The 14,380-nt window shown below is 57.8% G+C and carries 14 protein-coding genes; 3 read left to right on the top strand and 11 right to left on the bottom strand.

The annotated features are described in order from the left end of the window. Window positions 1–468 precede the first annotated feature (468 nt). Both PspR76_RS07215 and PspR76_RS07210 read left to right on the top strand, forming a co-directional pair. Complete coding sequence (locus PspR76_RS07215; protein ID WP_159954579.1) at window positions 469–744, top strand: DUF3077 domain-containing protein; 276 nt, start codon at window positions 469–471, stop codon at window positions 742–744. Between the two features lie 651 nt (window positions 745–1,395). Next, a complete protein-coding gene (locus PspR76_RS07210; protein ID WP_159954578.1) occupies window positions 1,396–1,749 on the top strand; it encodes a hypothetical protein in 354 nt (117 codons plus the stop codon). Here PspR76_RS07210 and PspR76_RS07205 read toward each other — a convergent pair. The 10 genes from PspR76_RS07205 to PspR76_RS07160 form a co-directional block, all read right to left on the bottom strand. After that, a complete protein-coding gene (locus PspR76_RS07205; RefSeq protein ID WP_159954577.1) occupies window positions 1,730–2,260 on the bottom strand; it encodes a lysis system i-spanin subunit Rz in 531 nt (176 codons plus the stop codon). The two genes, PspR76_RS07210 and PspR76_RS07205, sit on opposite strands and share 20 nt — an antisense overlap. After that, window positions 2,257–2,682, bottom strand: a complete 426-nt coding sequence (locus PspR76_RS07200; protein WP_159954576.1) for a structural protein — start codon at window positions 2,680–2,682, stop codon at window positions 2,257–2,259. Before PspR76_RS07200 ends, PspR76_RS07205 begins: the two co-directional genes overlap by 4 nt. A 56-nt stretch (window positions 2,683–2,738) precedes the next feature. Further along, entirely contained in the window at window positions 2,739–3,125 is a 387-nt protein-coding gene (locus PspR76_RS07195; protein WP_159954575.1) for a hypothetical protein, read from the bottom strand. 2 nt (window positions 3,126–3,127) lie between these two features. Beyond that, window positions 3,128–3,856, bottom strand: a complete 729-nt coding sequence (locus PspR76_RS31205) for a hypothetical protein (protein WP_237235735.1) — start codon at window positions 3,854–3,856, stop codon at window positions 3,128–3,130. A 70-nt stretch (window positions 3,857–3,926) separates the two neighbouring features. After that, window positions 3,927–4,574: a hypothetical protein gene (locus tag PspR76_RS07185; protein WP_159954574.1), complete on the bottom strand. Its 648-nt coding sequence runs from the start codon at window positions 4,572–4,574 to the stop codon at window positions 3,927–3,929. Between the two features lie 325 nt (window positions 4,575–4,899). Next, window positions 4,900–8,358: a host specificity protein J gene (locus tag PspR76_RS07180; protein WP_159954573.1), complete on the bottom strand. Its 3,459-nt coding sequence runs from the start codon at window positions 8,356–8,358 to the stop codon at window positions 4,900–4,902. Between the two features lie 57 nt (window positions 8,359–8,415). Next, a complete protein-coding gene (locus PspR76_RS07175) occupies window positions 8,416–8,997 on the bottom strand; it encodes a tail assembly protein (RefSeq protein ID WP_159954572.1) in 582 nt (193 codons plus the stop codon). Continuing rightward, window positions 8,994–9,749 (bottom strand): C40 family peptidase, encoded by a 756-nt coding sequence (locus PspR76_RS07170; protein ID WP_159954571.1) that lies wholly within the window; start codon window positions 9,747–9,749, stop codon window positions 8,994–8,996. Before PspR76_RS07170 ends, PspR76_RS07175 begins: the two co-directional genes overlap by 4 nt. A 2-nt stretch (window positions 9,750–9,751) precedes the next feature. Further along, complete coding sequence (locus PspR76_RS07165) at window positions 9,752–10,501, bottom strand: phage minor tail protein L (RefSeq protein ID WP_159954570.1); 750 nt, start codon at window positions 10,499–10,501, stop codon at window positions 9,752–9,754. 10 nt (window positions 10,502–10,511) lie between these two features. Then, complete coding sequence (locus PspR76_RS07160) at window positions 10,512–10,850, bottom strand: phage tail protein (protein ID WP_159954569.1); 339 nt, start codon at window positions 10,848–10,850, stop codon at window positions 10,512–10,514. 49 nt (window positions 10,851–10,899) lie between these two features. Between PspR76_RS07160 and PspR76_RS07155 the strand changes: the two genes are divergently transcribed. After that, window positions 10,900–11,121: a hypothetical protein gene (locus tag PspR76_RS07155; protein WP_159954568.1), complete on the top strand. Its 222-nt coding sequence runs from the start codon at window positions 10,900–10,902 to the stop codon at window positions 11,119–11,121. A 20-nt stretch (window positions 11,122–11,141) separates the two neighbouring features. Here PspR76_RS07155 and PspR76_RS07150 read toward each other — a convergent pair whose 3' ends face one another. Further along, window positions 11,142–14,360 carry a phage tail tape measure protein gene (locus PspR76_RS07150; RefSeq protein ID WP_159954567.1) on the bottom strand — a complete coding sequence of 1,073 codons (3,219 nt, stop codon included), beginning with the start codon at window positions 14,358–14,360 and terminating at the stop codon, window positions 11,142–11,144. Between the last annotated feature and the right edge of the window lie 20 nt (window positions 14,361–14,380).

Below are 14,380 nucleotides of genomic sequence, written 5' to 3'. Positions count from 1 at the left end.
GCTGCCTTCACCTTTAAGCCACTAGCCAGGGGGCTGACATCTTTAGGTGATCATTTCCTAGGCATATCCTCCTGCATGGGTTCGCTGACAACTGGCAAAGTAAAGACGTCCGCCGTTTCCCAGTTGCACCCACCCCACCATCACGCTAACCTCCCCCGGTCGCTGCAAATTCAGCGACCGGGTGTGAGAACCCGAGCAAATCAAGGCGCAAAGCGCCCAAGAACCCTATCGCGGCGTTTTTTTTCGTCTGCGATATCGTTTTATGGCGGCTGTGCGTGGGAGACCTTCGGGTCTACCGGTTGCCTTGATTGCCGGTTTCTCACCCTGCGCACAGCTGCCACCCAAACCTGTGAGAAGGTTCGTGGCAGTTCCTCAAATCAAGGAATTTTCACTTATGTGCTTCTACAGTTACCGCACCAAACGGCGTCATCCTTCCCGGTTCATTTCCTCCGCGCTCGGAGGTGTTTTATGAACGCTGCGCAAGATCTAACCACCCTCGGCGTCACCCCCTTCTCCTTCCACTCCGACCAACCTCTATTCCGCGTCAACAGCGGTGTTTCCCTGCACGAAGCCTTGCACCACGCCTCCGACCTCCTCCACGTTGCCAAGCAGCTCGCAGAAGATGCGGCGATGACCAAGGAGACGGACCGTTACGCCTGGGCGTCGCATTACTTGCAGGAGATGGTGAAGGCGGTGGTGGATGATGTGGTGAAGGTGTTGGATTCGCCCGGTAACCTTCAGTAACAGCCGGAAGAAAGAAAGGGGCGGCGCATTTAGTTAAATGCACCGCCCTTTTTTGTGTTTTACCTAACCGTTTGCGACCTGCGAAGCCCCGACTTCGCGTGTTAACCTTGCGCCCATCGCAAAAATGCTGGGCCAAGCGCCCGATGCCGATCAGTTAAGCGACCACGATTGGGCACGATGTTGAGCTTTCGAACTTCAGCGATGCAGGGGCTGCGGCCTGCCGGTACAGCGCGGCGATCCCTTCGCAGCCTCGCTAGGGCTCGACAGCTCCCACATCGGCCTGCGTCGTTTGGAAACCTGCGCTGCGCAACTGATCGACACTGGACCAAGCGCCCCCTTTGCCCCATCACTTTCAACGAATTTGCCTACTATCCAATGAGTAAAAACACGTCCGATCTGTCTTCCCACACGCCAATGATGCAGCAGTATGGGCTTGATCGATGCGAAAGCCATGTAGAGCGTGGCTTTCGCGGTTCCTATGTCTAAAACCATACCGCGATTTTTGAGGCTTTAAGGCCAATGAAATCGAGTTAGCTACAGGTAGTATTAGACAGAAATACACCATCCCCGGCGTCCTGCCGACGAACACCACTCCCAAATCCGTAACGCCTCGACTACTGTATGTGCATACAGCATTCGGATTACCTCACCATGAACATCGACGAAGACACCTCCGCGTGGCTCGGCTGCCCTACGCCCCTGGAAATGTATAAACACCAGTGCGCCCTGTTGGAGGACGAGCTGACCCAAGCCCAGGCGCTGCTGAGCAAGGCGCGGAAGAATATCGCCGGGCTGGTGCAGATGAATGACGCGCTGGCCACCGGCAAGGCCAAAGCGGAAGAAGCCCTGACGGCTGCCCTGGTCGAGATCGACGCGCTCAAAGAGAAATGCTCCGAGCCCGCCATCCTCAGCATGAAACTCGTTGCCGAACAGCGCGACTATCTGCTCAGGGAGAATCAGCGGCTGCTAATGGAGTTGAAGAACGTCACCGAGCCACAGCCCTGACGTACGCCTGGCACGCACGCAGCGCGATCACGGCGTTATCCCCATCGTCGGTGATGGCGATAATTCTTTGAGCATGCGCTGGGTCAAGTTGGGCTCGACGGGCTGCATGAACCACGCCTGCGGCGCCGGGGGCGGCAGGCACGTCGCAGCCACTGGCTGAATCCGTGGCGTCGATAAGGACTGACAGCCGCAGTTCAGTAGTAGCAAGGTGATCACGCAGCAGAGCCTGATTGCGCTGGGCATCGGATAATTCCTTGGTGTGTTGTTGGTCCACGGTGGCGAGCTGCTGCTCAGTGGCCAGCCGCTTGTCTTGCTCGGCGGCCTGCTGACGCCAGGCCTCGCCGGTGATTGCGTCCAGATCTTTCTGGTGCGCAATGCCCTGCTCCGTGAGCTGCTCGGCGAGCTTCTTCCCCAGGCGCCAGTCCTGAACCTGCCAGGTCACGCCGCAGGCACCGGCCATCAGCACCATAACCAACACAGCCAGCCCGACCAGTTTCTGCGCAGGCATCATGCCAGCGCCCGCCGCACGCCTTCAGCCAGCACAGCATCAGGGTAGGCATACCCCGCGTTTTCGTGATGGATGATCGCCTTGACGAAACCGGTCATCACCGCCGGCCGCGTCAGGTCGACTTCGGCACCTGGCCGGGTACCGGTGTTCGCTTCGACGGCACCGACGTAAGCGGCCGTATCATTCTCCCCGCTCGGCGCCCAGCGGCCAATGATGGCCTCCACGGTCTTCAAGCCATGCTTGCGCTGGTACGTCAGCAGCACCTTGCCCAGGGCGCGGATACCGTTCTCGGCGGTGTCAAACCTGGCGAAGCGCTTCTCGATGGACGGGTCGGGCTTGAGCTGGCCTTGCCACTGGTTGGCCGGGCTGTAGTCGATGTTGCCGGGGTTCTTATTGCGCACCCCACGGGTTTCGGTGATAGGCATGCTTTTCTCCAGGCGAAAAAAAACCGCTCAAGGCGGCCGTGGTGTTCTGGCGTTTCTCAGGATTCAGCGGTATCGCCAAGTGGCTGAGGATCTCCCGCTGACGCGGTGCTGACGATTGGCGGATTCTGCGACGCAGGCAAGTCTGGCACCAAAATGTGCAAAGTGATTATGGTCTTGAGGTCGTATGGCGCGCCGCGCATGGTCACATAAATGGTGAGCAGGCCATCTTGAAAATCCGTTTCCACCTCTGCCCGGCTCTCGGATGGGTGAAGTGTGTAGCCCCAGCCCACATCCTCAGGGGGATAAGGCACCATGCCTTGGCTGCCGGTGACGCAATACACGCCTACGTCTTTGCGGTAGCAACCAACGTCGGTGCCGCCCATTGAGTCCATGAAATACTTCTCGCCGGTCTTGCCGACGATATTTAAAGCTGCTCTTGCCATGATCAGATCGCCTTGAGTGTACCGTCGGCCATTCGGGTGGTATTGGCGGTGGTGTAAACCTTCGCCCAATCGCTTATTGATCCGTTGATTGACTGCCTGAAATAGGACACAGAAGAGTTCATATAGAAGGCCTGCTGCGTCCAGTTGCTGCTGGATGCGTCATAAGCGCAATGAGTGACGGTGCCGAATCCCGACGGAAGAGCCAGGGTATTAGAGTCGAACTTATAAATCCCTGCCTTTGAGATCTCGTTCACGTTTGCTATATAAGGAACCGAGGTAGAACCGATACCGAAGTCACCGACTTTAAGAAGTTGCCCCGCAGTACCGGATATGGCCCCGGTCGTAACATCCGAGTCAATTGCCGTGCCGACCGATGCGCGACCCGTACCGCCTTTGCTGACAGGCAGAATGTCGTAGTTGCCCGTGGTGCCCAGCGCCGCCAGCTTCGAACCGAACTGGTTATTCAAGTTATTGAAGGCATCCGACAGCATTTTGTCGTAGCCCTGCACCGGCATGATGGCGTAGGCAGCGCCGGCTACAGTTGGCCCTTTGTACTCTGGCAGGATCGAGATAACGGTGGAGCTTGCGACGTTCGCCAACTCATAAGTCGCCCCGTCTGGGCCAACGAATGAGTCGCCGTTCCTGCTACTTGCGGCGAAATCTACGTTCGTGCCGATGACTGTAGTGCTGCCATTTTGCACAGAAACAGTTCCTGCTCGTTGCCAAACCATAACTTTCTCCAAGCAATAAAAAACCGATCAAGGCGGCGTATAAAACTTCAATTTATTACAGAGTCATATGTCAGACTGCAATCTTTCCGAAAATAGCCTGGAGCGAGAAGTAAAATGGATTTGAAACCGTTGTAACACTAAATCTCAAAACGGAAGATGCAAAATCATACCTAAGTCCCCCGGAGCGGGTCTCGTTATTTGCCCCCATCATGGGCATTCTCGCGTTATTTATCATTAGGTAATCACCAAGCGCGTAGTTCAAAGTAATAGCGTACCAATTTGTCGGCAACCCCTGAGAGCTATAGGTAGTATGTGTATAACTCCAGTTTTGAACCGCGCGAGTAAAAATTACAGCTTGAGTTCCAGAGTCAAATATCTGCTTTGAGTCAGCATCCCACATCCGCAATCCATATGAAGTTATGGGTTTTGATGAAAATGCCGCTACAAATATTTCCCCAGAGTGAGCCTGCCCCGAAACAACAGTGGCTCCGGCCCAAGCACCGGCGGAACCGCCTAGAGTCAAGCCCAGCTGTATGAATGCACCGTTATTCTGGGGCCTTATAAAAACAAGCGGAGGTTCCTGGGTAGTTACAACGTTCTGAAACGTTATGCCTACGTTCGCGGTGTAAGTCCCCTTATGGAATACGCAAAGCCGTGCGTATTCCGAATCAATAGACACTACACTTGAGTCATTGATAACTGTTAGCCCATAGCTCATCAAGCCCACCTCGCAACCATTAATCGCATTGTTGCCTGGGAGATAGAGTCATTAGGGTTAGACGCAAGATAGTTCCTCACGTAGGCAATACCCTCACCAATTTGGCACTCAAGTTGCCTATTGGTAGCGGTTTGCGACGCATCATTATTAACCGGCAAAAGAAAGCAGATCGAATTACTTGGATTACACCCAGGAACGGAAAAAGTTTTTTGACTCCTTGGTTCGCCCGCATAAGAAACCAGCACAGAAAGAACGATTCTGTAAGTAGATGTGCTGGTATCAAACTCAAGAGCCCCAGTTGATGACCACAATCGCAATCCAGAACTCATTCGGTTTGATCTCCTAGCTGCACTCTCTTCATGTTATTGTTATCCCAAAACCGCATAGAGCGATTCGTCATCATGGAGCGCCCTTGACCAGGAACAATCCCGTTGATTTCGAACGATCCATCCTTCCGGAGAATCCAGCCCTGCTGGCCAGCGATGTAGTTGGTCGAGCTGATGTATTCGCCGATCTTAGCGTTGGTGATGGTGCCATCCTGAATAAACGCCGAACTGACAAAGGTTTGCCCGCCAGACACAGAGAACGGTGACACCGGCGTGCCGTTATTCAAGTTCAACAGCATGAACGTGTCAGCCCTGACCACGAACTGTGACGACACACCAGATGGATCGACCTGAAGACCGAGACCGAACGAGGCCGCGTACCTCTGTCCACCGGCGGTGGTCTCCATCTTCACTGACCACAATGTCTGCAGCCGGCCATTGGTGTTGGCCAACGCTGAGGACGTTTGCTGAATGGCAGAAGTGTTCTGTCCAACAGTCGCTTCAAGCTTCGTTGTCTTGGTCGCTTCGGCCTCGATGGCGGTAGCCCTGACCTTGCTCTCTTCGACGATAGCGACAGTGCTGGCGTATCCTCTCAGTGCATCAGCCTTCGCACCGCTGCCACTGTCATCGCGCGCCGAGGCGCGCAATGCGTTGGTCATGCTGGCCTGGGCCGTGACGACGCCGTCGAGCTCCGTGATGTCCGCTTTGTTGGTTGCCACTTGCTGGGCCAGGCCGTTCGCAGTCTCGACAGACTGGCCAACATCCAGCCAGAAAGCGCCGTTCGGCGGTGGTGTGCCTACCGGAACATCTACGAAGGCCTGATAGATTCGCCCACCCTCCACCACCATCTGGCCTTTCAGGTAGGTGGCTTCTGGATCGTAGCCCTTCAAACCATCAAGCGAGTCGATCTGGTCCTGCAGGCCTTCAAGCTCATCCAGAAGATCCTTGCCCAGCTCAGTTTTCGTGACCTTGCCGGCGAGCAGATCGAGGATTGGCCCAGCCTCAGAGCTGGCCTGCCCCATAACCCCGTCGACAACCGGATAGAACGGCCCGACGTTGCCGGTACGGTCCACCAAGCGCGCCCAGAAGAACAGGGTTGCGCCCGCCTGCAGCTGCTGCATGCGGTATTCAGCCTGCGGGTAAGCCAGGTCGGCCAGCTTGGTAGCGGCTCCCAGATCGTTTGCAGGCCCATACCACACCTCGGTTCGCTGGGTGTCCTCTGCACCAGGTGGGAAGCCCCACTTGATGCCGACCCCAAACAATTCGCTGGTTGTGGTCAGGGAAGACACCGCCGGCGGCAGGCCAACCTTGCCTTCCAAGTTGGTCAGGTTTGAGCTCTTCCAGATCGACGAGATTTCGAAGGCGCTCACCGAGCGCACGCGGGCCAGATAGGCGCCCGCGTAAATCCCGGTGACATCAAGGCTGGTGGAGCCGGTGCGTTGCACCTTGATCCAGTTGCCGCTGTCCTTGCGCCACTCCACGTCGTAGGCGACCGCGCCGGTGACGGCTGGCCACGAGATGTTCATGGTGCTGATGGCCAGGCCCTGGTCGATCGACACGTTCGACGTGACGGTTACGCTTTCCGGCGGCGGCACCACCGTGATTGGTATGACGCTGATCGGGCGGTCTTCGAGGCGTGCGCCAGTGTCGATGCTGGCGAACTTGCTTGGCTCGTACTGCAAGGCGCTGATTTCGTAATCGCCCCCTGGCGTCCGTGCAGTCCTCATCACTCTATATAGAGGGATTGCCAGGTCGTCAGCGTCGATTGCCCACTGAAGCTGTGCAGCTGGTGCCTCGCTGTAAGCAATGGTCACGGTTACGTTGCGATCGCTCACGCTTTCCACGGTGCGGCCTTCTGCCCGCCCGCCGGGAAGGTTGACCACCAACCGGTCACCCGCCTTGGCCAGGGTGTCACGGTCCAGGGTAATGACCTTCCCTGACGCCGCCGCAATGCGCCCGCCGATCTCCCGACCAGCCAGCAACGAGTCGGCAACGGGGATGATGAACCCTGGCAGCGGGATACGGCCTTCCATACCGGTCCTGAAGCTGATGGTGCGGTCCTGGTTGTTGCTCAGCACCAGCCATTTAGCGCGGCGCTGGGCCTCAGATGCCCGAGTGCAGCCGATGGCACTGATTTCAGTTGGCTTGTCGCCCAAACGGCGCTGCAGCGGCAGGTCGGAATAGACGGTGACGTCGGTGTCGTAGTTGTTCAGCGGATTGTCATAGCTGACCAGGCACCGAGTGAAACGCGTTTTCGCCGAGGCGCTGCCGTACGAGATCTTCCCGTCGATCACATTGGAGCGGGTAAAGACGTAGTCGATATCTTGCGAGCGCGGCATATCTGCCTGCATGACCAGTTGACCTTGAGCCCAGTACGTCATGCCGCGATAAATGCCGGCGATATCACGCAGCAGAGACCATGCATCGGCTTTGCCCTGCAGGTTCATGTCGCACAGGAAACGCGGCTCAACGCCGTCGGCACCGTTCGACACCAACTGGTCGCAGTACTGCGCGATGCGGTACAGCTCCCACTTGTCGACCATCCACGGTTTTATGCGCTTACCAAGGCCGAAGCGGTCCTGAGTGCAGATACCGTAAGTGACCCAGGCGGGGTTATTCGTCCACGCCTCCTTCATGGTGCCATCCCAGGCGCCAGAGTACGTGCGGGCCACCGGGTCGTAGTTGCTCGGCACCTGCCAGCGGCGGGCCTTGCACTTCACGGTGACCGCCGGGATTTTGGTGAACTGCTCGGCGTCGAATTGCACAAAAAGTAGCGCGGTGTTCGGGTAGCGCAGCTTTGCATCGATCACCTGGGTGTAGCCGGCGATGAACAGGCTATCTGCAATCTTGTCGGTGTTCTGGTTTGGGGTAATGCGGCGAACGCGAATCAGCCATCCACTGGTGGCCGGCGGCAAATCGATACGCATGGACTTTTCGTAGCGAGTGGTGGCTTTGCCTGTAATAGCGCCAACCAATACCTCCTGATAGGCCCCACCATCGGTGGCCACGTCGACCGCGTACTGGATGCTGTAACCACCAATATTGCCTTCGTTGTCCTGGCTCGCAAGCCGCGGCGTAGCCAGGCGAATACGTGCCGCCGACAGCTGCAGGTTGGTCAGCGACTGAACCCACGGCGTTCCGCTACGCAGCTCTATATTCAGCGAGGTCTCGTTGTCGACCGATGGTATACCCGGGATGTAGGTCTGCTCGACAGAACCCGGACGCCAGTCCCACTTCACGTTGGTGAAGTTGTAGTTGCCGCTGGCATCCTGGATTGGGGTGTTGTCGAGGAAGATATCGCGCGCAGTGGGTGTTCCGTCGAATTCACCCTCGCCCACGGCGATCAGGATTTTGGCCACGTTGGTCGAGCGCAGGCTGTCGGGTGACTCTACCGGAGACTTCGGCTTGCTCTCGCCACCTTTGGCGCCGTGTATATCCAGCTTCTGTGCTGCGCCCATGCTTTCCTCCAGGCAATAAAAAACCGCCTCTTGGGCGGCCTGTTCGCTGCGTTGCGTTTATGTCTTGTCCTCGGCATAGATCGATGCCGAGATGATTGCCCCGCCCCACCGGCGATCACCGATGCAGATGGGGACGGGGTTGCCGCTCGCCGTGGTGTTCTTTGCCGAGCCAAATGCATAGCTGGGCATGTTTTCCGGAGAGGCGCTTTGCTTGAGGCCTGCGGCTTGAGGGCTGAGCATCTGGATAACGCCTCCCGCAGTCAGCGCGATGCCAGAAGCCAGAGTAGAACCCCCGGTAAAATATGACGCCGCGATCAGCACCACACCTATGATTGTCTGGAGCAGCCCAGCACGCTTAGACCCCTCAACCACCGGAACGATGCGTATCTCCCTGGCACCGCCCATGCCGAACTCATCGACACCGACATTTTTTCGGTTGCGAAAGATGGCAAATCGCATGCCGAGTCGGTCAAGGCGCCGAATTTCTTCGTCGAAACCTTGGATAGTCGCCTTCAGAGCCCGGAAAACCTCCCATGTGTCGCCAGATGAAACTTGGCGGCGGTGCAGCCGGCCGAACTTCTGAGCCAGTGAGCAGGACAGTTTGATTGTGGTCATCGGCGAATAAACGATGGCGCTCATCGGGCCTCCTTGTGTCGAAGAATTAAGCGGGTGCGCTGGAGCCACGGACCGCCGTAGACGAACACCTCGGACGGACGGCCATACAGGTGGTGCAGTACGAACGGACCAGGCCCGAACACTCCGGAATCTTCACCGGGAAGCAACGGGTCAGTTCCCAGATAGATCCCTGCGTGGTTCGGGTGAGCCGTGCGGCCTACCTCCATTACGATCATGTCGCCTCGCCGCGGGCTGTCGACCTGCTCGAATCCGGCGGCGGCGTAGTTCGATTCATAAAGGCTTGTGCTGTCTGCACTCTCCCACCAGCCATCGGCGCGCTGGAAAGCTTCAAACTGGAGCCCCCATTCACGCTGATACCAATCCGCGCAGACCTGCCAGCAGTCCCAGGCGCCGTGTACGAACGGGCGCTTGAGCAGCGGCGTGCTGCCCGTCGGCGTGATCGTCCTTAAATCCCCTTCAGGCCATGACAGAATGTGCCAGGGCAAGGCCGTAGCCTCGCACATCGCCAGGTCGCGCGATGACGGCCTGCTGGTGGCGTCCGGATGCGAATGCACGATACCGATCACCTGGCCCTGGTCTTCCGCCGCGGCGTAATCCTCTGGCTCAAGCCGGAACTCTTCGTTGGGCTCGGTTGCGATGTTACGGCACGGGAAGTACTTCTGCGCCCGGCCCACGGCCAGCACCAACCCACAGCACTCCTTCGGGTACTCGGCCGCCGCATGCGCCTGAATGGCCGCAATGATGTGTTTGCGCATGGTCAGCTCCGAGCGATCAAGGAAACGGCGGGAAAACCGCCGAACGGGTAGGCATTGCCCTCGCCGAAACGCGGAATACAGCCCTTGCCCAGAGTGGCGTCGCACACGTCCAGTTCTGGGTTGTCGGTGACGACGCCGTCCTTGGTGACGTATGGGCCGGTGTATCCACAGTTCGGGCCACGGTAGCCACCGGTGAGGCACCAGTGGCATAGCGTGGTCATCTGCCTGCCGATCGTCTCGCCGCCGACATCGCCCGGGCTGGCCAAGTCCCAACTGACCGTCTCGCCGTCCTCGTTGGCCTTCTGGTCTACATACCAGACCTCGATCGATTCTTGAGTGGGATCGGCCGTGGGGTTGCCGCCTTCGAAGTTCACCGCGTCGAGAAACTCGGCCAGCGTGTTGCGAATTGTCAGTTTGAACTCGAGCAGATCCTCGAAGGCCAGGCACAGCGCGGTGATGCGCCCGTTCACGTTACCGACCGACAGCTTGGGCCTTACCGCAGTGCCGTCGCCGTTCGCCTCGCTGCCCTCGTACTGCATGGGCCAGGCGCCGTACTCTTCGCCCTTCCACCAGATCGACTTCGCCGGCAGCTGATCGGCGTCACCGCCGGCGGCGATCAGTTCCGCAGGGGTATGCGGTATTGCGTGCCCGTGGAAGCGCAGAACATCGGCGCCGTAATCGCTGCCGTCCAATTCGAACAGCATGACTTCATTGCCAGGCTCAAGAGTCTGGATAGCGTTGATCAGCGACATGGATTGACCTTTACGGGTGGAAAGCGCGCTCGAACGTCGCCGTCAATTTGAATACTCCCCCGCCCATAGGCGTAGGGGTTGGGTTTTTGCAGGTGAACAGGCCAAGCTGGCCAAGCGGGGTTGTCCAGAGAAAGGCTTTGGCACCCTTATGACGGTCGAAGAACGCCATAATTTCCAGCGCTCTCGCCTGTCCGCCCGTGTGGGTGATCGGGTAGGAATCGACTTTGTTGTTGATCCCGTCCCCGACCTCTTGCTTGTAGCCGTCCCCGAACTGCGAGGTGCGCACCCGATAGGTAATATCGGGCGCCTCCCCGTGCTGGGTGGCCCAGGTGAATGTCTCGATCGCCATGATGGCTCCGGGGTAGAATGTTTTTTTGACCAAGGAAATGGGTAATTACATGAAAATGAAACTGGCAGAAGTAAGCGTCTACGAAGACACCCCGGACGCAGGGAAAACCAGCATCGGCGGGAAGGTACAAATTTCGCTGGAGATGGCAGAGGGGCAGGCCGGTGGCACTTTCGGGGTGACTTTCGAGCATGAAGGCGCCAAAGATTTGACCTATCGCCAGCTTGAGCAACTTGTGATTGATAAGGTCCGGTCATCCCTGACCGAAATTTAACGGCGAATCATTTCCGCTTCTTATCTCCCGTTGATTGCTCTCCACGTTGCGCCCCCGCTGGGGCTCAACGTTCTGCGTTCATTCGCTGCGATCTCACCTCGGATCATGGCGAGGAACTGAGGGGCCAGCTTCTGGCCCATTGCTGTATCTGCAGTCGCATCGCCAGATCCATCTCGATTGATGTTGATGGTGACCTCCATCTTGGAGTCGGTATTCCCGCCGCCCGCCCCGCCCCCACCGCCACCCAGCGCCCGCACCCCAAGCTCACCGCCAGCCGTCCTGGTCAGCGGCATGATCGCCTCCGGCCCGGCTTCGGCGAAGATGCCCGCGCCCTTCGCGAAGGCGAACATCTGCGGCTTGTCGTGCACCTGGTTGCTGAAGCTGGACAAGCTTGGCGAGTCGTACACACCGCCCTTGGCATTGGCAGTGATTGCACCACCAATGTCTGACCCGAAGCTGGTAGCGCCAGCACCCGCACCGCCACCGAAGTACGCCCCAAGCGCACTTCCGGCGATGCTCGAAAGCAAACCAGAGGCAGCTTGTCGAGTCGCGATCCGCGCCATATCGGCGATGATCGATTTGGTGAAATCGGAGAACGACAATTTGCCGGTTACAGCAAAATTCGCGACCGCGTCTTCCATGCTGGAAAAAGCATTCGTGAACAGGCTCTTGGTCTGGCCAGCCACATCGTTGGCAGACTGCAGATAGTTCTGGAAAGCCGATGAGGCCCCGCTACGCCAATCACCCTGGGCCTCCGACATCTTGTCGTAGTTGTCGACCACAGTGTCGCGGTACTTCCTTTCCGCATCCTCAAGACTGGCCAGGTCGCGCATGTAGTCTTCCTGGCTGTACTTGTCAGGCGCGGTCTTGCGGCGATCCAGCAGCTTGGCCCGCTCGTCGTTGAACTTGTCCGTGGTTGCGTCGAGGCTCGCTTGCAGTGCCGCTTGCCGGTCTCCCAGGCCCAGCCCGTTTGCTGCGCGGGAGCCAGCGGCTTCCAGTGCGGCCCGCTGGCGTTCCAACTGGTTGACGTACGCCTCTGAGGCGGCCGTCAGCTGCTCAAGTCGGCCCTTCTCGCTTGTGGCGATGATCGTCAGTTGACTGTCGGCGTCCTTTTGCGCTTTGACCATTCCAGTGCGAGCATCGGCGATCTTCTGGTCGAGCTGGATGCTCTGGGCCGCCGTCGTGCCTTTCTTGGCCTTGGCCGCTTCCAGTGCATCAATCTCGGCCTGGTACGCCGCGGTGACATCGTCCTTTTCCTGATTGATCAGTGCCGAACGCTGCTTCGCATAGTCCGAGAGCGATACCACGCCGGCTTTCTGCTGGGCCTCCAGTTCCTTCTGGGCGTTCCGGTATTCATTGACTATATCGGAGAGGTTGTTCTTGGCGTTGTTGAAGCTGGTCAGATCGACTTGGGTTGAGGCTGCCTTCGGGTCTTTGTACTTGTTGCGGATATTGTCCAGGTCTCGCTCAATCAGTTTCTGATCGAGCAGCGGGCTTTTTGGGTTCGCCTCGCGCAGGTCAGCGATCTTCTGAAGATACTTTTCCTCTTCCTTGTCTCGCTTTTGCTTGTTTGTGTAGGCAGCCTTGCGAATAACTTCAAGGTCACGCTCCGCATCAATGCCTTTCTGAGTTTTTTCGTCAGTCTTGGCATCCTGCTCGGCGTCTTTCTGCTTTGCGCCGATACGCTGCTGGATGAGCGATATCTCTTGCTCAAGGTTCGCAATTGCTTTTGTTCGGAGATTGCTTTCAGGCAGGGCCTTAACGTCTTCGAGCTGTCCCTGCTTAACTTGCAGAGTAAACGTATCCTTATCTGCGCCTGCACGGCTCGTAAACTCCCCCCAGTAGTCACTGAACGCTTTCTTCGCATCGCGCCACGCACCGACGACACCGCGAGCCGAGTCCTCAATATCCTTGTTCCGTTTAGCCATTGAGTCGGCAAGCTGAGTAGTGAGAAGCTCCAACGCCCCCATTTCATCGCCCTGCTCCTGCAGAACCTTGATGTGCGAGTAAGTTTCGCTGCTCATGAAGTGGTATTGGCGGTTGTACTCAGCTGCGAGTGCAGCAACGTCCCCCTTACTGCCGACCATCTGCTTGGCGATTTCCCCAGAGCTCCGCCCTGTGGCCACCGAAAGCTCGGTGGCGGCGCGCGCAACGGAATCAAAAGTACTGCCTGTGAGTTCTCCAGAACTTGCGACTGCGAGAAGAGCCTCTGACGCCTGAGTGAGGTTGCCCCCCTTCCCAAGCGCTAGCGACATTGCAGTTAACTGCGCAGTTGTCTTGCCCGCAGCCCCACCACTAACAATAAGCGCGTTGTTGAATTTTTCTGCTCTATCAACGCCCTGCAAGTAGGCAGCTGCTAGTGTGCCGATGGCAGCAGTCACCAGAGCAACAGGGGCAGCCAAGGAAATCATTCGCCCCGCCGACTCGCCTGCGCCGGCGCCTAACTGCGCAATTGCCCGCGCTCCACTGCCCCAATCGCCCGACTGAATGGCATTGCTGAGCTGCATGACATTTTCTTGGGCTTGCCGAGTGCCGAGCTTCAGCTTGTCGAAGGCTCCGCCTACTTCGGTAACGCCCGCTCGATCTTTTCCGACCTTCGCCAGGGCGGCGTTGTAGGCCTCGACATCAATTGCTCCAACACGGAACGCTTCGTGCGCTGCCTTCTCCTGCGCCTCAAGCTTTGCCAGCTTTGCGGTTACCGGGTCAATTCCATTGACGGTGCGTTTCAGCGCCTCAATCTGTCGGTTTTCTGCGTCAATCAGGCGCTGCTTTTGGGCTGTTTCCTTGGCTTCCGCCTTCTCTATTTTGTCGAACGCTTTGCCCAACTGCTCCTGATACTTGATCTGCTCCTCAGCCGTGACCAATCCGCCTTTCTTGGCGCGCTCAAGCAGGCCCTCAGCCTGCATCAGGGATTCCATACTGGTGATATTGCCGGTCATGGCCCGATCAAGCTGGGCGATCACGTTGATCTCAGCCACAGCGCTGTCGGCTGCTTTGCGGCTTGCACCAGATTTGCGGTCTATCGCGGCCGTAGACTTCTCGACACCCTGGGCTACCTCATTTTCTGCCTGAGTGATCTTCTTTCCGGTATTGGCCAATCCTTCGCCAGTTTTGCCAAGGTCATCAATCGCCTTCTCGGCATCAACTGCCGAATCAACCAACTTGTCCAGATCGTCAGCAGCCTTTGCAGCCTGCGAAGACTCGACAGAAATGCCCAGCGAGGCGAAGTTCGTGCTCATCAGTTTTCTCCGGGCAATAA

Source organism: Pseudomonas sp. R76 (assembly GCF_009834565.1).
Classification (GTDB): Bacteria; Pseudomonadota; Gammaproteobacteria; order Pseudomonadales; family Pseudomonadaceae; genus Aquipseudomonas.
The sequence above is the reverse complement of the archived record's forward strand: the minus strand, read 5'-3'. Positions and strand labels throughout refer to the sequence as shown.